19 protein-coding genes are annotated in these 22361 nt (G+C 39.9%); 7 read left to right on the top strand and 12 right to left on the bottom strand.

Annotated features, from left to right (window positions below):
* The first annotated feature begins 64 nt into the window (after positions 1-64).
* From fldB to WSC_RS0105280, 3 genes are all read left to right on the top strand, one after another.
* Complete coding sequence (fldB, locus tag WSC_RS0105290) at positions 65-577, top strand: flavodoxin FldB (protein ID WP_016954872.1); 513 nt, start codon at positions 65-67, stop codon at positions 575-577.
* Between the two features lie 96 nt (positions 578-673).
* On the top strand, positions 674-1693 hold the full coding sequence (locus WSC_RS0105285; protein ID WP_016954871.1) for a 6-phosphofructokinase: 1020 nt from the start codon (positions 674-676) through the stop codon (positions 1691-1693).
* A gap of 11 nt (positions 1694-1704) precedes the next feature.
* The gene (locus tag WSC_RS0105280) at positions 1705-2187 is read left to right on the top strand and encodes a YchJ family protein (protein ID WP_016954870.1); all 483 of its coding nucleotides are present in this window, start codon (positions 1705-1707) and stop codon (positions 2185-2187) included.
* Between the two features lie 29 nt (positions 2188-2216).
* Here the strand turns inward: WSC_RS0105280 and WSC_RS0105275 are convergent, their stop codons facing one another.
* From WSC_RS0105275 to WSC_RS0105265, 3 genes are read right to left on the bottom strand one after another with little or no spacing between them, the layout of a single operon-like run.
* Entirely contained in the window at positions 2217-5324 is a 3108-nt protein-coding gene (locus tag WSC_RS0105275) for an efflux RND transporter permease subunit (protein WP_016954869.1), read from the bottom strand.
* Positions 5321-6526 (bottom strand): efflux RND transporter periplasmic adaptor subunit, encoded by a 1206-nt coding sequence (locus WSC_RS0105270; protein ID WP_016954868.1) that lies wholly within the window; start codon positions 6524-6526, stop codon positions 5321-5323. Before WSC_RS0105270 ends, WSC_RS0105275 begins: the two co-directional genes overlap by 4 nt.
* On the bottom strand, positions 6516-7937 hold the full coding sequence (locus WSC_RS0105265; protein ID WP_016954867.1) for a TolC family protein: 1422 nt from the start codon (positions 7935-7937) through the stop codon (positions 6516-6518). Before WSC_RS0105265 ends, WSC_RS0105270 begins: the two co-directional genes overlap by 11 nt.
* Positions 7938-8279: 342 nt before the next feature.
* On the opposite strand from WSC_RS0105265, the gene nhaD reads away from it, so the two are divergent.
* The 3 genes from nhaD to WSC_RS0105250 all read left to right on the top strand — a co-directional run bounded on the left by nhaD (position 8280) and on the right by WSC_RS0105250 (position 11504).
* Positions 8280-9743: a sodium:proton antiporter NhaD gene (gene nhaD / locus WSC_RS0105260; protein ID WP_050996108.1), complete on the top strand. Its 1464-nt coding sequence runs from the start codon at positions 8280-8282 to the stop codon at positions 9741-9743.
* A gap of 197 nt (positions 9744-9940) precedes the next feature.
* Complete coding sequence (locus WSC_RS0105255; protein WP_016954865.1) at positions 9941-10981, top strand: succinylglutamate desuccinylase/aspartoacylase family protein; 1041 nt, start codon at positions 9941-9943, stop codon at positions 10979-10981.
* Between the two features lie 16 nt (positions 10982-10997).
* On the top strand, positions 10998-11504 hold the full coding sequence (locus tag WSC_RS0105250) for a DUF1439 domain-containing protein (RefSeq protein ID WP_016954864.1): 507 nt from the start codon (positions 10998-11000) through the stop codon (positions 11502-11504).
* Here the strand turns inward: WSC_RS0105250 and WSC_RS0105245 are convergent.
* The 6 genes from WSC_RS0105245 to WSC_RS0105220 form a co-directional block, all read right to left on the bottom strand.
* The gene (locus tag WSC_RS0105245; protein ID WP_016954863.1) at positions 11501-12484 is read right to left on the bottom strand and encodes a TIGR00341 family protein; all 984 of its coding nucleotides are present in this window, start codon (positions 12482-12484) and stop codon (positions 11501-11503) included. The genes WSC_RS0105250 and WSC_RS0105245 overlap by 4 nt on opposite strands.
* Before the next feature lie 68 nt (positions 12485-12552).
* Positions 12553-14451, bottom strand: a complete 1899-nt coding sequence (parE, locus tag WSC_RS0105240; protein WP_016954862.1) for a DNA topoisomerase IV subunit B — start codon at positions 14449-14451, stop codon at positions 12553-12555.
* Between the two features lie 15 nt (positions 14452-14466).
* Complete coding sequence (locus tag WSC_RS0105235; RefSeq protein WP_016954861.1) at positions 14467-15051, bottom strand: YqiA/YcfP family alpha/beta fold hydrolase; 585 nt, start codon at positions 15049-15051, stop codon at positions 14467-14469.
* Between the two features lie 27 nt (positions 15052-15078).
* Positions 15079-15858 (bottom strand): metallophosphoesterase family protein, encoded by a 780-nt coding sequence (locus WSC_RS0105230; RefSeq protein WP_016954860.1) that lies wholly within the window; start codon positions 15856-15858, stop codon positions 15079-15081.
* Positions 15859-16299 (bottom strand): DUF1249 domain-containing protein, encoded by a 441-nt coding sequence (locus tag WSC_RS0105225; protein ID WP_016954859.1) that lies wholly within the window; start codon positions 16297-16299, stop codon positions 15859-15861.
* On the bottom strand, positions 16299-16940 hold the full coding sequence (locus tag WSC_RS0105220; protein ID WP_016954858.1) for an NUDIX domain-containing protein: 642 nt from the start codon (positions 16938-16940) through the stop codon (positions 16299-16301). Before WSC_RS0105220 ends, WSC_RS0105225 begins: the two co-directional genes overlap by 1 nt.
* A 142-nt stretch (positions 16941-17082) precedes the next feature.
* Here WSC_RS0105220 and WSC_RS0105215 point away from each other — a divergent pair, with 142 nt between their 5' ends.
* A complete protein-coding gene (locus WSC_RS0105215) occupies positions 17083-18372 on the top strand; it encodes a TolC family outer membrane protein (RefSeq protein WP_016954857.1) in 1290 nt (429 codons plus the stop codon).
* On the opposite strand, the gene WSC_RS21905 is transcribed toward WSC_RS0105215, so the two are convergent.
* From WSC_RS21905 to WSC_RS0105200, 3 genes are all read right to left on the bottom strand, one after another.
* Positions 18355-20196, bottom strand: coding sequence for a response regulator (locus WSC_RS21905; RefSeq protein WP_016954856.1), 1842 nt, complete (start codon positions 20194-20196; stop codon positions 18355-18357). The genes WSC_RS0105215 and WSC_RS21905 overlap by 18 nt on opposite strands.
* A 50-nt stretch (positions 20197-20246) precedes the next feature.
* Entirely contained in the window at positions 20247-21194 is a 948-nt protein-coding gene (locus WSC_RS0105205) for a GGDEF domain-containing response regulator (protein ID WP_016954855.1), read from the bottom strand.
* A gap of 7 nt (positions 21195-21201) precedes the next feature.
* The coding region (locus WSC_RS0105200) for a response regulator (RefSeq protein WP_169315461.1) at positions 21202-22361 on the bottom strand (1160 nt) is incomplete at its 5' end.

Here is a 22361-nt window from a genome sequence, read left to right as displayed (position 1 = left end):
TGCCCTATTCTCCCTTCGAGTTTGATACTATAGCGCGAATTTTATTATCGGGTTATGAAATAATATGAAAATTGGTTTATTTTACGGCTCTACCACCTGTTATACCGAAATGACAGCAGAAAAAATACAACAATTTATCGGCGACGACATTGTTGATATTTTTAATATTAAAGATTTTCCGTTAAGCGACTGTTTGCAATACGATTATATAATCTTTGGCATCTCAACTTGGGATTTTGGTGAATTGCAAGAAGATTGGGAATCAATTTGGTCAGAGGTTGCCGAGTTAGATTTATCTGGTAAAACCATTGCGCTATATGGCCAAGGCGATCAAGAAGATTATGGTGACTGGTTTCAGGACGCTTTAGGTATGCTTTACCAAGCCATCAAACACAATAATTGCCGTATTATCGGCTTTTGGCCAAATGAGGGTTACGAGTTTACTGCGTCAAAAGCTCTAACCCAAGATAAAAGCCAGTTTGTTGGTTTGAGCTTAGATGACGAACGTCAGTTTGATTTGAGTCAACAACGCATCGAAGATTGGTGCGTGCAAATTTTGCAAGAAATAGCCGAGTAAATTTGATTTAGATCCATACCATTTTTTCAATTCTCAACTACATTGTTAATGAGACGAGTAGTTTGCGTATCATTGGCTTAATATTGGACAGTGAGTATGAGAAAAAAAATCGCAGTGATAACCAGTGGTGGTGACGCACCAGGCATGAATGCATGTGTACGCGCTATTGTTTTGGCCGCCAATCGTTACGGCCATCAGGTCATTGGCTTTAAACACGGCTACAATGGCTTAATTGAAAATGAGTATAAAGAGCTAACAGTTGAAAGCGTTCAGCATATTATAAAACTCGGTGGCACCATATTAAAAAGTGCCCGCTGCGAGCCCTTTACCACAGACAAAGGGTTAACCACAGCGGTAAACAACCTCTCCCGCAATGAAATTGATGCATTTATTGTCATTGGTGGTGATGGTTCGTTACGTGGTTTAGATAGGCTGTCTAAACACTGGGATGGCCAAGTAATAGGTGTACCTGGCACAATAGACAACGACCTTAGCGGCACAGATAACACCATAGGCTATCAAACTGCGATAGATACAGCTTTAGACTCAATTGATAAATTACGCGACACTGCCGATGCATTTGAGCGCATATTTTTAGTTGAAGTTATGGGTCGCTACGCTGGATTTATTGCATTGGCCAGCGCAGTTGCCAGTGGTGCAGAACAAGCTCTTTTTCCTGAAAGTATTGAAGACCCTCATTTAGAACTAGAAAGCATAGTGCAACACGTTGAGTGCCTGCGCAAAGTAAAAGGTAAATCCAGCATTATCATGGTCATCGCCGAACATTTATGGCCAGGTGGTGTTACAGATTTAGCCGAAACTTTAACCAAACAAATCGGCATTGAATGTCGCCCTTGTATACTTGGCCACATTCAGCGCGGTGGTGCGCCTGTTGCTTACGATAGAATTCTTGCAACCAAACTCGGTACTTACGCTGTCGAAATCATTAACGAAGGCCAGTCTGGTGTTATGGTCGGTGAAATTAACAATCGTCAATGTGCGCATAAACTTAATTATGTGTATTCAGAGCAAAAAGCGCTTGATCCCTATTTAGTAAAAATACAGCAAAATATTTTCGACGTTGTACAATGCCTGAATCAAACCAAAACTTTATAACTTAAACTCATATGAGTGATTTAAACCAACAACTCTGTCCTTGCGGCAGCAAGCAGCTTTTTTCAGCCTGCTGCCAACCTTATATCAAAGCTGAAAAAACCGTAGAAAATGCCGAACAATTAATGCGCTCTCGCTACAGTGCATATGCAACCAAAGCAGTTGATTATTTGTATCAGACACAAGCCCCGGCAACACGTGACAACCAACTCAAACAAGATATTCAAGCTTTTGCTGAACAAACTCAGTTCCTGCACTTACAAGTGCATCAGCACACAGTGTTAAATGATAAACAGCAACAAGTTGAATTTACCGCTGTCTATAAAGTGCAAAACCAATTTCAGCAATTGAACGAATTATCTGATTTTATTTTTGAAGATAATCAATGGTATTACCAACAAGGCAAAAGTGACTTTATTAGTTTGAAGTTAGGCCGCAATGACCCTTGCCCATGTCAATCAGGTAAGAAATTTAAGAAATGTTGTGGTGTAGGCTAATTGCCCTACACCACAATGAACAAACTAACCTAAGCTTGTGCCCAAGCTAGTTTTGCACGTTTGATCCCTTCTTGAATTTGGTAGGCAACCAAATAGTTGACTGGAACCAACAACAAGGTAATTAACGTGGCAAAAACAATCCCAAAAGCGAGTGAAACCGCCATAGGAATTAAGAATTGTGCTTGAGTCGATTTTTCAAACAACAAAGGCAACAAACCAAAAAAGGTGGTTAATGAAGTTAAAATAACCGGTCTAAAACGAGCAGAACCAGCGGTTAACACGGCTTCGTATACGTCCATACCGCGTTTTCTAACTTTGCCTATGTAGTCGACTAACACCAGAGAATCATTCACTACAACCCCAAGTAATGCCAATAATCCCCATATGCTCATTATGGTTAAGTCCATGCCCATTAACCAATGACCTAACATGGCACCTATTGCGCCAAATGGAATAATTGACATCACCACCAAAGGTTTAGTGTACGAAGCAAGTGGAATTGCCAGCAGTGCATATATGGTAAACAACACACCAATCAAACCCCAGTTTAAAGATGCAAATGATTCGGCTTGTTCTTTAGCTTCACCATCTAACATATAGGTTACACCTGGATATTGCTCTACTAGCCCTTTAATGTATTGGCTCAAATCAGCAATCAGTACAGTCATATTCGCTTGTTCTTTATCCACATCACCTAGGACATTTAATACTCGGTTGCCATCAATACGATAAATCGCAGTTGGACTTTTACCCGGTACTAAATAGGCTACATGCGCTAGCGGCACTTGAGTGCCAGAACTAGTGGTAATTAACATAGATGATAATTGCGCAATAGAATCCCGCTCTTCAATTGGAAAACGCACCATAACCCGAATATCATCACGACCACGCTGGATACGCTGCGCTTGGATACCAAAAAAGGCTTGGCGCACTTGGCGAATAACGTCAGAGCGGCTAATGCCTAACACGTGCGCTTCTGGTTTAAGCTCAATTTGTAACTCTTCTTTACCGTCAGCCATAGAGTCACGAATATCAAAAACCGCCGGATAGGTCGCCAATCGCTCTTTTATTGCTTCAGCAACTTTATTTAGTTGCACAAAGTCGTTACCTCGTAGCTGTACCGAAATAGGATCACCGCTTCGGCCAATTTCCGAACGGAAAGTCAGCTCTTCTGCACCGGCAATCTCGCCAATCGCACTGCGCCACTCTCGCGACAAATCTTGACTGGTAATAGCTAATGAGCGTTTTTCCGGTGGCATAATTTCAAAACGCACACGACCGTTTGCAGCATTACCACCATTGCCGGTTTGCGACAAAATATGAATAACAACACTTTCGCCTGTTACCGGATCTATGTACTTTTTCTGAATCTCCTGCGCCAGTTTGGTCATGCGCTCAATATGTCTATCCGTGACTTCAAATGGCGTACCACTTGGCATGGCTAAACTTGCAGTAACAGTTTCAGAAGGGATTCTTGGGAAAAAAGTAAATTTGGTATAACCCGTTTGTGCGGCAACGATAATGATCATCAATATGCCAACAAAACCAACAATTGTGGTGGATTTGTTTGATAAACACTTTTTCAAAATTGGCTGATAATATTTGAGAATACTCGCCTCAAAGCCATCCGCAAACCTTTGTTGAAACTGAGAAAATTTGTTCTGGCTATTGCGTTGTGAGCGCACTTTTAAATATTTTAAATGCGCTGGTAGTACAAATTTAGATTCAATTAGCGAAAACAGCAGTACGGGTATAACCACCATAGGAATTTGTGCAAATATCTGTCCTCTGCCGCCTTCTATAAACAATAAAGGAACAAAAGCCGCAACTGTAGTCAGCACGCCAAAGGTAACTGGCACTGAAACTTCTTGTGTGCCGGTAATGGCGGCTTGCAAACCATTTTCAGCTTTTTCTAAATGTTTATAGACGTTTTCACCAGTGACAATCGCATCATCAACCACAATACCGAGCACAACGATAAAACCAAACAAACTAATAATATTTAAAGTCACACCAATTATAGGCATCAAGGCAAATGCGCCTAAAAAGCTGATTGGAATACCTAAAAATACCCAAAATGCGACAGATGGACGCAAAAACATCCCTAACAAGATTAAAACTAAAATACCGCCTTGCACCGCATTACTTACCAAAGTGGCAACACGGTTTTTAACAATAACTGAGTCATCATCCCAATAACTCAAAGTAATTCCTTGCGGCAGCTTGTCTTGCATAGATGCAATGTAATCTTTAACTTTATCCGCAACTTCAATCGCACTTTGATTACCGACACGCATTACCCCAACAGTTGCGGCTAATTCACCGTCAAAACGCGTACGTAACGAAGTTTCTTCAAAACCATCAGTTATTTTTGCAATATCACCTAAAGTTAAAATGCTGCCATCTTCATGTTGTTTAAGAACGATTTGAGCAAATTCATCTTGGCGATAAGCCTGCCCTTTAGAACGAATTAGAATATCCCCACCTAAAGTGCGAATATTACCTGCGGATAAATCCAGAGAGCTATTTTGAATTGCGTTTGACACCTGGCTTAGAGTTAAGTCGTAACTGCGTAAGGTATCTTGAGTTAATTCAATGGCTATTTCATAATTGCGCACAGCTTCTAGTTCAACTTGAGTAATACCATCGATACGGAGTAAGTCGTCGCGTACACGTTCGCCTAATTGGCGAATTTCCCGCTCAGAAACATTGCCAGATATAGTCACATCAATAACATCACGTAAACGCACAGCTAACGAGATGATGGGTCTTTCAGCTTCAACTGGTAGCGTATTAATCGCATCAACACGCATTTTAACATCGTCTAACAATATACGTGGATCATAGCCTTCTTCAACTTCCACAGTTACTGATACACCACCTTCAGTACTGCGGCTGCGAATTTCTTCAATCCCCTGTAAATCAATTAACGACTCTTCAATACGGCTAGCCACCGCAAGCTCTGAATCTTCCGGTGTTGAACCGCGTAAGGTCACATTGACGCTAATGGTATCAGGCGCAAAGGTTGGAAAAACCTCAAGCGGAATACGATTGAGTAAGCTATACAAACCGGCTGATGCGATACAAATAAGCAATATATTTGCCGCCACATGATTTCGCGCAAACCAAGCTATCATTGCTGACCCTCACCACGTTTTGACGGTTTACCTTGGTTAGCTTGCTCAGAGCGCAACTTAACTTGAGTGCCAGAAGGTAATTGACCTAGTGAAGTAGTAACCAATTGTTCACCGCCAGATAAACCACTAGCAATGACAGATACAGCTGCGTTTTGCCATTGAATTTCAACTGGCTGGCGCACGATAGTGCCATTTTCATACAAATAAACATACTGGCCTTGATAGATAACTCGATTGTCCAGCACTATTGCGTTATCTATGGTTTTACCAAAAATTTTAGCTTTGACGTATTGAGCAATTTTAAGCGGCATTTTATCAGCATGCTCTACTGCGTATGGCTGTTTAATCTGTGCGACCACATTGAGTTGACGACTATTGCTATCAATTGCAGCACTGGTACGGACAATATCTGCCGACCACACTTGCGGATTTGTTTCACTCAATAATGTATTGAGAATATTCGCTTTAGTTTTAACATTTGTTTTATTTGGCTCAGGTAAATCCAATAAAGCAATTTCATTGTTTTTAATCGGCAGTTTGACCTCTAAAACATCCGTTGCATAAATATCGGCAAGTTCGGCATTTGTCCCAACAACTTTAGCAACATCAACTTTAAGGGATAATACCCGACCATCAAATGGCGCGTAAATTTTGGTTCTGGCTAAATCGAGTTGAGCTTTTTTGTATTGTGCACTGGTTGAATCAAACTTAGCTTTTGCCGCAGCAAGCTGTGGTTTGCGCAATACTAAGTCGGACGGTTCACCTGATTTGCCTAATCTTTGCCAATCTTGTTTTGCTTGTTCCGCTTGGGCTTGTTGCTGTTTATATGCTTGCTCTGCTTCTACCATATTTGCATAAGCAGCTTGCACTGACGCGACATAATCAACGTCTTCAATTTCAATCAACAAGTCACCTTTATTAAAAAAGCCACCACTGCGCACAGCATCAGCAACAAAAATAATTTTGCCACTAACCTGAGAAGACAACTGAGTTTGAATGCGTGGTGCAATCAAACCATAAGATTCAATTTCAATTTGATAAGGTGCAGGTTTAATTGTAGTTACATCAACACTAATATTAACCACAGGTGGTGGCGCGCCGCGTTTTGCTTGTGGTTTAAATATATTTAAAGCAGCAATAATCGCTGCGATCACAACTACTAAAATGACAGGCAAAACATATTTTTTAGAATTATTCGACACCCGAGTCTCCTCGTAAACTAGCAACAGCATAATCTCCACCAAGTGCTTGGTGGAGCTCAATTTGATTTAAAATAATATCTCTCTTTAAGCCAATAACATCACTATTAGCATTAAATGCGCGGCGCTGCGCTTCTAGGTAAGTGGCATAACTACTTATACCGGCAAGGTATTGCTCAAATGCCAATTGTTCAGCTTTTTCAGCATTCACCTTCGAATTTTCGCTATGGATTAAACGTTGACGCAAACTTTGATATTCAGCCAAAGCTAATTCAACAGCCTCAAACGCTGTATATAATGCTTTAACATAACTAACTTCTGTCTGTTTAAGATTTAATTCAGCAATCATTTGTTCTGCTTTTAACTCACCAGCTCGAAACAAAGGTTGAGTGATAGAAGCAGCCAACGACCAACCCAAACCATTGCTCAATAAATCAGACAAACTGTTTTGTGAATCAGAAATAGATGCAGATAAACGTATGCCAGGAAAACGATTTTTATGCGCTATCGCCAACGACGCATCATCAATCAATACATCTATCCAAGCTTGTTTAATATCAGGGCGTGCTTTGATCAACTCTGACGGCAGCTCATTTGGAAATGAATAAGATAAATCGTCAAGGTTAATATCAGTTTGTAAATCTTTATGCGGATAATTACCCAATAATACTTGTAATCTGCGGTTGGTTGCTTCAATTGCCTGTTGTTGTTGAACAAGCGTTGATTTTTCGCTTTCTAAACTATTGCGGGTTAAATAAACATCCAACGCCGAATTTAAACCACTTTTATAACCATTTTCGATAATATCTAAATTACTTTGCACATTAGCATAGCGCTTTTGTAACAACTTATAAGTTTGTACCTGCGCAGCCTTGTTAAACCACAATTGAGTTACTTGGCTAACTAAATTCAGTTCAGCGCTTTCTAATTCAATTTTGGCCTTTTGATAACTAAGTTGCGCAATTTGTTCTGCGCGGGAGAGTTTCCCCCAAATGTCAATCTGATAACTTGCGGTTAAACTCAGGTTGTGTGATGTCGATGGTTCACCACTGCTAGAGCTTGAACGAGAGCTGCCAAACGATAAATCTGCATCCGGCCACAAACTACTGCCAGCTTGAATTAATCTCTGCTGAGCTTTTTCCAACTCCAATCTTTTCAGTTGTACGTCAAAATTTTCAGCTAACGCACGCTCTAACAAAGATTTTAACAACGAAGATTTCAACCAATCCGCTAAATATAAATACTGCTTTTCCTCAACATCGGCCGAGATATCTGTTTGCCAATTTTCTGGTTGATTTATTTGTTGAGATAGCTGGTATTCCGCTGTTTGTTGACACCCAGTCAGTGCAGCGCAAATACAAATGAACAATAATTTTTTACCCATTAAGTGGCACTTACCTAATTTTATAGTCATACTTTTTGCTATCCTATTCAAATGGGAAAATTTTTAAAGCGTGTCAGCTTAAGTTTACGCAATCTTTACATTTTTGTTGTAAGTTTTTCGGCTAAATATTCTCACAGCCCTGCGCTAAGGTTTTAACATTTCTTTTCGCACTAAAACAAAGCAAAACAACAATATATACACAATAAAATTCAATAAACTCAAATAAAAATACATTTTGGTGCACTGCACCATTTTAAAACAAAACAATTCATAAAAATGTCAAATTAGCCGTACCTTCAAACTATCGTCTGTGGTAAAGTCGCGCGCCATAAACCTAAGTTCCACCAAATGTTTGAGGCAGTAACATTCGATATGTCACATCCAACTTTACACAATCAAACTAAACGTAATTTTTTAATTTACGTTTTTGCTGCAGTTGCAGCTTTTATCTCGCCAAATTTATGGGCAGCCGCAGCAGGTCATGATTCCGCATTAGATTTAACAAATCATATGATTGGATATTTAGCTGTTGGCATTTTCGTCTTGGCCTACAGCTTAGTAATAGCTGAAGACTATTTGCATATGCGTAAATCTAAACCTGTACTGGTTGCCGCTGGTATTATCTGGTTTATGTTGGGTTGGATATACACGCAACACGACATGCAAGAAGTTGCCAAAGAAGTGTTTGAGCACAATCTATTAGAATACGCCGAGTTGTTGTTATTCTTGTTGGTGGCTATGACCTACATAAACGCAATGGAAGAGCGTAAAGTATTCGATGCAATTCGAGTCTGGATGATTTCTAAAGGTTTCAGTTTACGTAGCTTATTTTGGTTAACCGGCATTATGGCATTCGCAATTTCGTCTTTTGCCAACAATCTAACCACAGCAATGTTGATGTGTGCAATAGTATTGAAGGTTGCAAAAGGCAATAAAACCTTTATCAATATTGCTTGTATCAACATAGTCGTTGCGTCGAATGCAGGTGGTGCGTTTAGCCCGTTTGGTGATATCACTACACTAATGGTTTGGCAAGCAGGCTTGGTTCGCTTCGAACAATTCTTTGTATTGTTTGTTCCATCTGTTGTTAATTTTGTCGTTCCAGCAACCATAATGAGCTTGTTTATCAGCTCAGCGCCTAGCCAAGTTATACGTGAAGAATTCGAAATGAAACGTGGTGCAAAACGCATCGTGTTTTTGTTTATCTTAACCATTGCAACGTCTGTGATTGCTCATAGCTCATTTGGTATGCCACCAGTGCTTGGTATGATGACAGGTTTAGGTTACTTAAAATTCTTTGGTTATTATCTACGTAGAAGTTTACCGAGATCACTTGCGAAAAAACGCTCGGAAGCGGAAAAACGTAAAGATGAAAAAGCCATAAAACGTTTAGGTCAAGTTGTACCTTTTGATGTATTTACTAAAATAGCCCAAGCAGAATGGGATACCCTGTTATTCTTTTTTGGTGTGGTTATGTGTGTCGGTGGTTTAGGTTTTATGGGTTATTTATCCCTGATTTCACACGCTATGTATGCCAATTGGGATCCAACATATGCCAATATAGCCGCGGGTGTTTTATCGGCAATCGTCGATAATATTCCGGTAATGTACGCCGTTATTGCAATGAATCCGCCTATGGATGTTACTCAATGGTTATTAGTGACTATGACTGCAGGTGTTGGTGGTAGCTTGTTGTCAGTAGGATCAGCTGCTGGTGTTGCCTTAATGGGTCAATCTAAAGGCATGTACACCTTCTTTGGCCATTTAAAATGGAGCTGGGCAATTGCACTTGGTTATGCCCTGTCTATTTTGGTTCATTTATGGATTAACGGTTAAGTTATACCTAAGCTACCTGAAGATGCATGTTTCAGGTAGCTTTTTTGCTTATTGCCCTTCTCTTCTCAATCTCACAACTGCAAATTTTAGTAAGTCGCTGTAAATTAGCGCTTATTTACACAAGTTATAATTTCTTTTTTTCTAATATCTGCTATAACCACGTTAATTATCCCGCTTTAATTATCAGAGTTCTAAACATGAAAACGGCCGACATTCTCACAATTGGCGAACATAATATTGGCTTAGGTAAAAGAGTAAAACTTGAATTACCCGTTGCTAGTTTGTATTCAGATACAAATTTGTACATGCCGGTAGAAGTTATACGCGCTCGTAGGCCGGGTCCCACTTTATTTATTAGTGCAGCTATACATGGTGACGAGCTAAACGGTATAGAAATTATCCGCCGTTTATTGTTACAAAAATCGTTCAAATTGAGCAAAGGTACACTTATCGCGGTCCCCGTGGTTAATGTCTATGGCTTATTAAATCAAAGCCGTTATTTGCCAGACAGACGTGATTTAAACCGCAGTTTTCCAGGCTCAGCCAAAGGTTCTCTAGCTGGGCGATTAGCACACATGTTTTTAAATGAAATTGTACATAAATGTGACTATGGAATAGATTTGCATACTGGCGCTATTCATCGCAGTAACTATCCACAAGTAAGGGCTAATTTAGCCGATGAAGAAACCCAAATGTTGGCTCGCGCTTTTGGTGTACCTGTGTTGTTAAACTCTGACTTACGTGACGGTTCACTCAGACAAATTGCGGCCGAAGAAGGCACCAAAATTTTATTGTATGAAGCAGGCCAAGCATTACGCTTTGACGAATTGTCAATTCGTGCTGGCATCAAAGGCATTATGAATGTAATGGCTGAACTTGGCATGGTGCCAAAACGCAAAAAAGCCAAAACAGAAAAAATAGAACCTTTTGTTGCTTATTCAAGTAGTTGGGTTCGCGCACATACCAGTGGCATGGTACGGGATATGAAAAAACTCGGAGAACGAGTTAAAAAAGGCGAAATCCTTGCGGAAATTTGTAGTCCGAGCGGTAGCTTTGTTGAACCATTATTAGCCCCTCGCAGTGGCGTTATTATTGGCAAACAAAATATTCCGCTGGTTCAAGAAGGTGAAGCCATGTACCACGTTGCTAATTTTGAAGCGCCAGGTGAAGTAGTAGAGCACATTGAACAAATGAACGATGCGTTAACCGAAGAAGGCGAAATGTTAGATTTTGAATAAGGAAGTCAGTTTACATATGAAATTAACCAGATGGCTGTTTAGCATATGCCTGTTGCTGATAACTAGTTCAGCTCACTCTTTTGCAATTCAATTAACTGAATCGCAAATTAATGGCTTATTGACCGCTTATTTTCCTGTGTCTTTTAACTATGAATACGCAGATATACAGCTAACAGAAGCCAATTTAGTCATCAAGGGCAAAAATAAACGACTGCAAGTAAACGCGCATATTAATGCGCAACAACAAAATAACTTTATTCGCGGTACAGTGTCGATTGACGGGGAAATTGCTTATGATAAATCGAGCCAGAAGCTGCAGATTATTGAACCAAGGCTGATTCACGCAAATATTAAAGAGTCGAGTTTTAATAAAAAGGATATTAATACTTGGTTACAGCAAGCATTTAATCAGTCGTTGCCGATTATCGTGTTGTTAGATTTTAAAAAGCTGAATTTTCAAGGGTTGACCATTCAGCCGAATAAAATTGAAGTGTTAGACAACAGTATTTTAATTGAAATTTAAAGTTCTACCGCAATTTTACGAAAGTAAATGACCAACAACAATATGACTAAAGCACCACTCCAAAACAGTAAAGCCCACTTAATAGATTGGTTGGCTTTACGTTTTTCTAACCAGGTTCTTGGTTTAATCCCTTTTAGAATAAACACTAAACTCGCGGCTAAATTAACACTGATTACATTACCGGCAAAAAGCAGTGCAGCACCCGAAGCTAAGTAAGTTTGTCCCGAAGCTAACAACATGCCAAAGGTCACTGCCGGAGGCAATAAAGCAACCGCAACCATAACCCCAACTAACGCACTTGAAACACCACTAGTTAACGACAATACAGCGGCTGCGCCCGATGCCAGCGCCAATATAATGCCGTCATAACCAATATTAGTACGCGCCATAAGTTCCGAATTGGGATCAGTTACAGGCCAAATACAGCCAATAATCACGGCAGAAAGCACAGCTAACGACAAACCGGCGAAATTAATTTTTATCGATTTAACTAATAAATCTCTATCACCTAAAACGGATGCAAATGCTAACGCAACGTTAGGCCCCAACAAAGGTGCTATTACCATAGCGCCGATAATGACAGCGACATTGTTTTCTAATAAACCAACTGACACGACAACAACAGAGGCAATAACAAAAAACAAGAAGTTGCTATCTAGTTGCGTGCCACTGTCAATACGCGAATAAAGCTCTTCGCGAGTTGAATTTGGCGACTTTTTAACTTCAACTTCTTCCTCGTCTGCTTCTGAAATAACAGTTTCAATAGGAGAGACAATTATTTGTACATCGGCGGGGTTAATCACTTTTAAAATGGAATCAGTTAACAATTGGCGTTTATCGTCACCCACAGTTAAACGCACACTGCAATATTCGCTGTTATTTAATTCGTATTGAAAAAATTTCTCAAAGCCGGCTGACGTTAACAGTGATTGTAACTTCTGTTTATTTTCAGCCTTGGTGATTACTTCAACTAGCTTCATTGCCTATATCCTCTAAGACAAGTTCCACTGAAAGAAAAAACACGCATATCAATGCGTGTTTTGTTAGCTTAGTTTGCAGCCAAAATTTCCGCTTGGTCGCCCTTTTGCTCTAACCAAACTTTTCTATCGCCACTGCGTTTTTTCGCCAGCAACATATCCATTAACTCAAAAGTGGCTGGGCTTTCATCTATGGTTAATTGCACCAAACGACGAGTATTTGGGTCCATTGTCGTTTCGCGTAATTGTAATGGGTTCATTTCACCCAAACCTTTAAAGCGTTGAACATTAACTTTACCGCGTTTTTTCTCGGCTTCTATCCGGTCTAAAATACCGTTTTTCTCGTCTTCATCCAGCGCGTAATAAACTTCTTTACCCACATCAATGCGGTAAAGTGGCGGCATAGCTACGTATACATGTCCTGCTTCCACCATAGGTTTAAAGTGTTTAACAAATAAAGCACACAACAGAGTCGCGATGTGCAAACCATCCGAGTCAGCATCGGCTAAGATGCAAATTTTATCGTAGCGCAAACCAGACAAATCCGTGCTATCAGGATCCATGCCTATGGCGACAGAAATATCATGAATTTCTTGTGAGGATAATATTTGACCGGAATCGACTTCCCAAGTATTCAAAATTTTACCGCGCAGCGGCATGATGGCTTGAAATTCACGATCACGCGCTTGTTTAGCTGAACCACCCGCCGAGTCACCTTCCACTAAAAATAGCTCGGAGCGACCTGAGTCTTGCGAACTACAATCAGTTAATTTACCTGGTAATGCTGGGCCTGAAGTGACTTTTTTACGCACCACTTTTTTCGCGGCACGCATACGTTTTTGCGCATTGGAAATAAACGACTCAACCAATAACTCAGCCACATCAGTGTGCTCGTTTAACCACAAACTAAAGGCATCTTTAACGACGCCAGAAACAAAAGCAGAACATTGGCGTGACGATAACTTTTCTTTCGTTTGACCGGCAAATTGTGGATCTTGCATTTTTACCGACAGAATATAACTACATCTGTCCCAGACATCTTCTGGCGTCAGTTTTACCCCACGTGGAATTAAGTTTCTAAACTCACAGAATTCGCGTACTGCATCTAACAAACCTTGGCGTAAACCGTTAACGTGCGTACCGCCTTGCGCCGTAGGAATTAAGTTTACATAACTTTCGTAAACCCCTTCACCACCTTCGATTAACCAAGTAACCGCCCACTCTGCGCCTTCGGTTTTACTGGCGAACTCACCGGTAAATGGTACTTTAGGTTGAGTTTCAAATCCTTCAACTGAGCTGGTTAAATAATCGCGTAAACCATCTTGGAAACACCACTTGTGTGTTTCTTTGTTGATTTTGTCTTGAAACTCAATTTCTAAACCTGGGCATAAAACCGCTTTGGCTTTGAGTACATGAATTAACTTGCTAACGCTAAATTTAGCAGAATCGAAAAAGCTCGCATCAGGCCAAAAATGCACACTGGTACCTGTATTGCGTTTACCACAAGTACCTATTTCAGTTAAGTCAGACACTTTATCGCCATTTTCAAAGGCAATTTGATAAACCGTGCCGTCACGTCTAACTGTCACTTCAACTCGAGTCGATAATGCATTTACAACAGAAACACCAACCCCGTGCAAACCACCAGAGAATTGATAGTTTTTACCCGAGAATTTACCACCCGCATGTAGCTTAGTTAAAATAAGTTCAACACCCGGTACACCCTCTTCAGGGTGAATATCAACCGGCATACCTCGGCCATTATCCGAAACTTCTAACGATTGGTCTTCATGCAAAATCACTTTAATTTGATTAGCATGACCCGCCATAGCTTCGTCAACCGAGTTATCTATAACTTCTTGACCTAAATGGTTTGGCCTTTGGGTGTCAGTGTACATGCCCGGACGGCGGCGCACTGGCTCTAAACCACTTAATACTTCAATCGCTTCTGCGTTATATTGTTGAGACATATAATCTTCTTCTAATTAAGCTTGTGAATTAAACAGATATTGCAACATGGCTGGCAAATGCTCGATATAGTCATCAAAAGCATGTGAACCGCCAGCTTGAATGTTTAACTCATTATACTGGTATTTATCTTGTGCTTCTTGATAGTTTAAAGTTTCATCTTCAGTTTGTAACCATACTGAAATTTTTAAAGCTTGCAACTCTTGCTTTGTAACGTCAAATTGGCGTAAAGACAAATTAAAACTGTCGTCTATGGTAAAAAATTCTTTGCTATACGGATGCTGATGCTCACCTAGATAATTAGCCAATAAATCATAAGGGTAAGCAGCTGGGTTGATAACTACCGCAGGTAAGCCAGTTTGTTTAGCGCAATAAGTTGCTAAATATCCACCTAATGAGCTACCAATAAAACCTAGAATATTCTGTTTATCTTCAAACAACTCAGCCAATTGTTCGGCGACTTGCTCTGGATAATTAGCTAGTTGCGGCGCAACAATTTGAATAGAATCGGCATAATGCTGTTGGCAATACTCTATAGTTAGTTGTGCTTTGAGTGATAAGGGTGAACTTAAAAAGCCGTGAAGATAAATTATTTTTTTCATTGATATTATTTAGTGCCAATCATAAATTTAGTCGTTTAAATAAATAGCAGTACTAGTCACACGACCATCTTCAAATAATTGTATTTGTGACAAACCAAACTCTTTAGTGTTGAGCGCTTCAGTTGCATGAACAAACTGCAAACAACTGGCAATGCCAGCAAATACTGGTGTTATCGCTAAATATTTACAATCAGTTGAGTGCACATGGCCGTGGACAATGGCTTTTAGTTTATTCTGTTTGCTTTTTGCCTGTTCGTCTAACCAGTTATAAAAATATTGCGAATCTTGCAAGGGGTATTTATCGATAAAACCACCATAAGGTGTTAAATGATGGTGTAGCACAGCAAGTAAATAATCTGCTTGGTGAGTTTTAAGTAGCTGGTAGATGTTATCGACTTGCACTTCATCTACCTTGCCTGCGCCTTTTCCGTCAGCGGCATAACTATCAAACAAAACAATTTGCCAATTAGCGATCTTTAGTAAAGGCTGGTTGTGCGCGCCAATCGCTTGTTTGGCCTCTGTAAATAACTCTGGCACATCATGATTACCCGGTACTAAACAAATCGGCACTTGCCATTGATACTGATTAACCAATTCAACAAGCTGCTGGTAGCTGCTAGCCACTTCGTCTTGAACCAGATCACCGGTTAATAGAATCGCGCCGACGTTATTTGCAGAGTTCGCTTGTTTCTGGTAGGCATAGTCCAAACATTTAGCTAGTCGTTGATATGGATTGATATCGTGAAATAGCGTGCCTTTATCTACTTTTAAATGGCAATCGGTAATTTGCAATAAAGTGGTCGGCATTTATCCAAACACCTGTTTATGCATGGCTAAACCACATTGCAGGCAATACTTTAACCACTCATTTAAAAACTGGTTTATTTGCATTTTTTCGTCTGGTTGATGCATTTGTGGATTTGGGTACAAATAACTAGGTTGAATACGCGATGCATTTTGGCTAGAAATAACTTCGGCCATTTTCGCATCATGGTATACACGAATGAGTACCTTGGGCTGCATTAAATCCGGCATACTCGCCGACAACTGACGCATTTCAACATGCGTGGTAAATTTACTCGTTTCAGTTACTTTTATCTGAAAGACTGCAAACGGACTGGTTTCAAATTGGCTTACAGCAGCCTGCTCCCACGAATTTACCATACGCGCCAACAGCATAAAATTATGCTCACAAACACGGTTAAGTTCCGCTATGTCTGGTACGTATTTTTTTCTTCGTGCATTCATTAACTAATCTGCGCCCATTTATTTAAAACATGCTGTTTATTTAGTTTAAACCATTGTAGGGCAATAACGACAGCTGCAGCGTCGATTTTGCCATTTTCTAACCAATGAAATACCTGTTCACAATCAAACTGGTGCACTTTAATATCTTCGTGTTCATAGTCTAAGCCACAAATATCACCGCACTGAGTAGAATCCACCTTGGCTACGTATAAAAATATACGTTCGCTGGTGCCACCACAACTTGATAAATAACTTTGCATCGCAATTAAATCGGTTGCGACTAAGCCTGTTTCTTCTTCAGTTTCACGCAGCGCAACGCTTTCAATACTTTGCCCCTGCTCTATCATGCCACCAACTAACTCGAAAGCCCAAGGGTGCTGGGCATTTTCCATGCATCCAACACGAATTTGCTCCACCATAACAATTTTGTCGAGCACAGGATCATATGGTAAAACCACTACCGCATCACCACGTTCGAATATTTCCCGTTCAACAGTGTCAGACCAGCCACCGGCAAATAATTTATGTTTAAATGACACTAGAGATACAGTAAAAAATCGCGAAAACAAACTTTTTTTACTGACAACCTCAACGTCGTGTTTTTTTAAACTATAAGGAAAGTCATCCATTAATTTGCGCATCTACAACCTTTAACTAAATTACACTTTAACAATTAGTTGGAACCAAGGCATAATAGCTTGGTCTCAAAACCAGTTTATAAATACGCATTTTGACATAGCCAAAATAATATAGCTAATACACACAGTTAAACAGGGAAAAAACATGCGATTGCGCAACACCATATTTACGAGTTTAGTCACTATTTTATTGACACCACTAGCCTCTGCTAACTCAATAACTGAAATTTATCAAACCGCGTTAGAACAAGACCCGAGCATACGCCAAGCACAAGCGAATTTTATGGCACTTAAACAAGCCAATCCGTTAGCTCGCTCGAGTTTACTACCACAATTAAATGCAAGTTTAGTGCACGATCAAAATAATGTATCTGATACAACAACACAAAGAGCAGGGATAAATTTACGCCAATCTTTGTATAAACATTCTAACTGGTTAAATTTATCAAAAAGTGAACAACAAATTCAGCAAGGGCAATTTACTTTAACCTTAGCAGAGTTTGACTTAACCAATAGAGTGGTTTCTGCCTATTTAGATCTATTACAAGCGCAAGACACCCTAACCTTTGTGCAAGCAGAAAAACAAGCGATAGAGCGTGAGCTAGAAAAAACCAAACAGCAACTAAAAGTTGGTATCTCTGCGATTACCAATTTACACGAAGCACAAGCACAGTTTGACGCAGCTGTCGCTCAAGAAATATCAGCGACTAACGCAATAGAACTCGCCAAAGAAGCGTTACGTGAAATTACTGGACAGTATTATCAAACGGTTGACCCACTCAATACCGAGAACTTTACGCCGCCAGAGCTAACCCCAACAAATGTCGACGATTGGTTAAATATTGCAGCAGCAAACAACCCAAGTTTATTGGGACAAAAAATTGCTGTTGCAATCGCTAAAAAAGATATCGACATCGCATCTTCGGATCATTTACCTGAAGCCAACTTAGACGCAGGGTATGGTTGGACAGATATTGACAGCCCGACTCACCAAGGTGATGAAACTGGCATAACATGGACAGTTTCGGTCACTGTACCTATATACTCTGGTGGAGCCACCACTGCTCAGAGTCGTCAGGCAAGGCATCAATACGTCTCGGCTAGCCAAGCACTTGAACAAACTCAACGCAGTGTTATAAAACAAGTACGTAGTGCCTATAACGATGTAAAAGCGACACTTGCGCGGATAAAAGCATTAAAACAATCTGTTGTTTCAGCTGAAAGTGCATTAAATGCGACTAAAGCTGGGTTTAATGTAGGAACACGTACTATAGTTGATGTGCTCAATAGTACTAAAGTGGTTTACGATGCTAAACGAAACTTAGCCAGTGCTCGTTACCAATATATTAAAGCGATTGTCGGATTAAAAAGTGCGGCGGGTAACTTGTCTGCTGAAGATATTCGAGCGATTAGTCGTTTAGGCACGGCTAGTTAACTGGATAAGCTTTTCTACATCAGCTGCTATACTTTGCCAACTTTGGCCTTGTATAGCAGATTGCTCAATTTTACTCGCTAACTCGCCGATATCGACAAAGTTAAAAGTATTGGCTGAGCCTTTCAAATTATGGGTTATTTTCCCTAACGCTTGTAAATCTTGTTGTTTTGAAGCCTTATCTAATGCGCTGGCAAGTTCAGGTAAACCTTTTACAAACTCACTCGTTAACTGATCTTCAACATTACTAGGCAAAGTAATATCTAATTTATTAATTTCAATCGCTTGATGCGCGGTCAAATGTTTCAGTAATACTGACAACAAATGCTTTCGCTCAACTGGTTTTGCTACAAAATCATCAAATCCAGCTTGATAAAATTTGTCGATCTCTCCGCGAACAACATGCGCAGATAAAGCGATTACCGGTAAATCGGTATAACCCAACTGACGTATCATAGCGACAGTTTCGGTACCAGACATTACCGGCATTTGAACATCCATTAACACAGCGTCAAATTGTTGTTCGATAATTTTTTCAATCGCCTGTTCGCCGTTATCGACCAAAGTCACAGTTATGCCTAGGTGATTTAACAGCACCTCAACAAGTTTTTGAATAGATGGATTATCTTCGGCAACTAATACACTGCCAGTTAAAGAATTAGAGACACTCGATTTATCGACAGATGAAAGCAAGCTAGGTTGTTCTAATAGTAGGTCGTTGTCGTCTAATTCAATCAAATTCATTTCAAAAGTAAATGTACTACCTTTGTTGTATTCGCTGGTTAATGATAAATTCCCTGCCATTTTCTCGGCTAAATAGGCACTAATATTTAATCCCAAACCAGTACCACCAAATTGATGCTGCACCTTAGAGTCAGCCTGCGCAAAAGGTTGAAATAATTTGTCTTTACTGTCTTGTTCTATACCAATACCAGTGTCGATCACGTGAAACTTTAAAATGCGCTGAGGGGCATCGTAATTAATATTTAAAGTTACACTACCCTCTTTGGTAAACTTGAATGCATTCGATAACAAATTTACCAATATTTGGCGTACCCGAATTAGATCAATCCATATCAGCCGAGGTAATGGAAATTCACACTCAAGCTTAAATTCGACCTGTTGATTTTTTGGCATGCCCAACACTAGCGTTTCTATGTCTTCAATTAACTCAAATAACTCGACCCTAGCAGGCATTAATTCAAGTTGATCTGCTTCAATTTTAGAAAAATCCAAGATATCGTTTATCAGACTTAATAAGTGGCGGCCATTTCTGTCAATATGATGAATGACGGTGTCTACTTCTGCTTGGCTAATCTCACCATTTTTTAGCGCTTCAGCAAATCCTAACACTGAGGTAAGGGGCGTGCGTATTTCATGGCTCATATTGGCAACAAAGCGGCTCTTCGCGTCATTTGCTCGCTTTAGCTGCTCGGTCAAATTGTTTAAGTTACGTTTCTGCTTCTGCAGTGATATGTGAGTACGGATACGCGCTTTTAAAATAGCCGAATTAAAAGGCTTGTGCACGTAATCACAAGCGCCGAGGTTAAGTCCGAGTTCTTCTTTCTCAATAGCCGTAGTACCAGTAAGAATAATTACCGGAATGTCACTGGTATCAGGATTGCTTTTGAGTCTTCTTAGCACTTCAAAGCCGTCCATACCTGGCATTAAAATATCTAACAAAATTAAGTCAGGTTGAAACTTTTCTGCTTTACTTAACGCCTGCTCACCATTTTTCGCTAAAATAGCGACATATTCGCGCTTTAATAAAGCACTTAACGTCTTTAGGTTAAGTTTTTCGTCATCAACAATCAGAATAGATTCCACTAGATCAACCTTTTCCTTTTCATAACCAGATAGATAAGCAAGTAATTTACTTAAACGATATGAAAATCAGCAATCGGTTCTTGCTTAAATTGTTGACTATGAATTTGATTTCGTCCACTGTCTTTTGCAAAATATAGGCATTTATCCGCAATATCTAATGCTTCGAGTGGATTTGAATTTTGCTCAGGCAGTTCGGTGTAGCTGCCAATACTGATGGTGACACAAGTTTCGCAATCGGATGAAGAATGACTAATATCCAACTCGCGTACTGCGTTAATACACTTATGTAGTATATCCTCGGCAGTACGATTATCAGTCTCTGGTAATACAACAACAAACTCTTCGCCACCTAAACGTGCAACAAAATCACGCGGCCTTACCATTTGACTTTGCAGCACTTGCGCCACAGCCCTTAAGGTTTTATCGCCCGCCAAATGGCCATAGGTGTCATTAAAGTTCTTAAAAAAATCAACGTCAATAACTGCTAACGTAATAGCTTGCTGTACTTGCGCACAATTTTGCCACTCTCGCTCAATAACTTCATCAAAAAATCGCCGGTTCGGTATGCCGGTAAGTGAATCATAACGTGCCAGCTCATCCAACATTTTACGTTGAGCTGAAGATTGCAATTGAGTATGCACTCGGGCTTGAACTATACCGGCGTGAAAAGGTTTAGATATATAATCCACTGCCCCTAAACGCAGCCCCTTTTCTTCCGCTTCCATTGAGGTATTGCCAGTTACAAAAATAATCGGAATATGCTGGGTTTCCCGTTTATTTTTTAGCTGTTCAATAACTTTAAAGCCATCCATATCTGGCATAACAATGTCTAGAATGATCAAATCAGGTAACAGGTCAGTCGCTTTTTCAATGGCTTGCGCCCCATTTTTTGCCAACAAAACCCTAGCTTCGTCTTCAACTAACTCCTTTAAAATTCGGCGGTTAGTTTTATCATCATCAACAATTAAAATACTAAAGTCTTGTTTTATTCTATTCATAACCAAATCAAGCTGACAGCTCAAATGCTTGTCGGTGCTCCCCAATTAAAGCGATTGCGGCATCATATTCTATATCGTCTATACACTGAATAAGTTCAGTAATAACGTTTCTATTTTCGACATGATACTGCAACTGCTGTAATTTAGGTATAAAATCTTCAACCTGAGCATTTGACTCTTGCAGTAGCTCTGCAATTTTTTCCAACATTTCGTCAACTTCAATTTGAGTAAAAGAACCTAAATCCACCTCTTGTTTAAAGAAACTTTCGACAAATGGAGTTAATTGCTGCATTAAATTGGTTAATTTATTACAGGTTTTAACCAATAACATTTGATGCTCTTGTTTATTGGTAATTGCTTGTTCGAGTTGTGCTGCGGTCGTTGCTAAATCGTCTGCACCAATATACGCAGCATTTGACTTCAACGAGTGAACTTTTAAATACAACTCATCTCTATCTTCAGCTGAACTAGCATGTTCAAGTGTTTGTGCTGTCGTATTATTTTCTTCAACAAAGGTCTTAATTAAGTCTAAATAAAGCGCTGTTCTCCCTTGCATTTGCTTAAGCGCTTTTGTCACATTTAACAAACTCAACGACTGTAATTCAGAAAGTTCGGGCGTAGTTTCTTCACTAACGGCAGCTGGTTTAACTTTAGCGTTATCTACCCACTTATATATGACCCGATAAAGCTCGTCTGGATCGACAGGTTTGGTAAGATGGTCATTCATACCAGCGTTAAGGCTCTTTTTCGAATCTCCCGCCATAGCGTGAGCTGTCATTGCAATGATAGGTAAATTTTTGAATTTATCTAAACTTCTGATTTCTCGCGTGGCAGTTAATCCGTCCATTTCTGGCATTTGAATATCCATTAATACAAGGTCGTAATTATTCCGCATGACCTTATCAATTGCCTCAATGCCATTTTCAGCGATATCTATTTGGACATTTGCTTCTTTCAAAAATCCAACGGCCACTTGGCGGTTGAGTTTATTGTCTTCAACTAACAAGACGCTGACATTCGACAAATCTATGGTCTCATCGCCCGACCAAGTCATTTCCATCAATTCACTGCGTTTGACATCTAAGTTCAAACAAGTTTGCAGCATATCAAACAAGGTTGACTGATTAACTGGTTTTTCAATAAAGCCATCGATCCCAATGCCCTCAC

The organism is Catenovulum agarivorans YM01 (assembly GCF_000281085.1).
In the GTDB taxonomy this organism is placed as follows: domain Bacteria; phylum Pseudomonadota; class Gammaproteobacteria; order Enterobacterales; family Alteromonadaceae; genus Catenovulum; species Catenovulum agarivorans.
This window is presented reverse-complemented; position numbering and strand designations above follow the sequence as displayed.

Coding starts and splice junctions, on each gene's coding strand:
- WSC_RS0105275 (WP_016954869.1), bottom strand. CDS start 5,324: ATGATAGCTTGGTTTGCGCGAAATCATGTGGCGGCAAATATATTGCTT.
- WSC_RS0105225 (WP_016954859.1), bottom strand. CDS start 16,299: ATGAATGCACGAAGAAAAAAATACGTACCAGACATAGCGGAACTTAAC.
- WSC_RS0105205 (WP_016954855.1), bottom strand. CDS start 21,194: ATGAATAGAATAAAACAAGACTTTAGTATTTTAATTGTTGATGATGAT.
- WSC_RS0105285 (WP_016954871.1), top strand. CDS start 674: ATGAGAAAAAAAATCGCAGTGATAACCAGTGGTGGTGACGCACCAGGC.
- WSC_RS0105245 (WP_016954863.1), bottom strand. CDS start 12,484: ATGAAGCTAGTTGAAGTAATCACCAAGGCTGAAAATAAACAGAAGTTA.
- parE (WP_016954862.1), bottom strand. CDS start 14,451: ATGTCTCAACAATATAACGCAGAAGCGATTGAAGTATTAAGTGGTTTA.
- WSC_RS0105235 (WP_016954861.1), bottom strand. CDS start 15,051: ATGAAAAAAATAATTTATCTTCACGGCTTTTTAAGTTCACCCTTATCA.
- WSC_RS0105230 (WP_016954860.1), bottom strand. CDS start 15,858: ATGCCGACCACTTTATTGCAAATTACCGATTGCCATTTAAAAGTAGAT.
- WSC_RS0105250 (WP_016954864.1), top strand. CDS start 10,998: ATGAAATTAACCAGATGGCTGTTTAGCATATGCCTGTTGCTGATAACT.
- fldB (WP_016954872.1), top strand. CDS start 65: ATGAAAATTGGTTTATTTTACGGCTCTACCACCTGTTATACCGAAATG.
- WSC_RS0105280 (WP_016954870.1), top strand. CDS start 1,705: ATGAGTGATTTAAACCAACAACTCTGTCCTTGCGGCAGCAAGCAGCTT.
- WSC_RS0105265 (WP_016954867.1), bottom strand. CDS start 7,937: ATGACTATAAAATTAGGTAAGTGCCACTTAATGGGTAAAAAATTATTG.
- WSC_RS0105220 (WP_016954858.1), bottom strand. CDS start 16,940: ATGCGCAAATTAATGGATGACTTTCCTTATAGTTTAAAAAAACACGAC.
- WSC_RS0105215 (WP_016954857.1), top strand. CDS start 17,083: ATGCGATTGCGCAACACCATATTTACGAGTTTAGTCACTATTTTATTG.
- WSC_RS0105255 (WP_016954865.1), top strand. CDS start 9,941: ATGAAAACGGCCGACATTCTCACAATTGGCGAACATAATATTGGCTTA.
- nhaD (WP_050996108.1), top strand. CDS start 8,280: ATGTCACATCCAACTTTACACAATCAAACTAAACGTAATTTTTTAATT.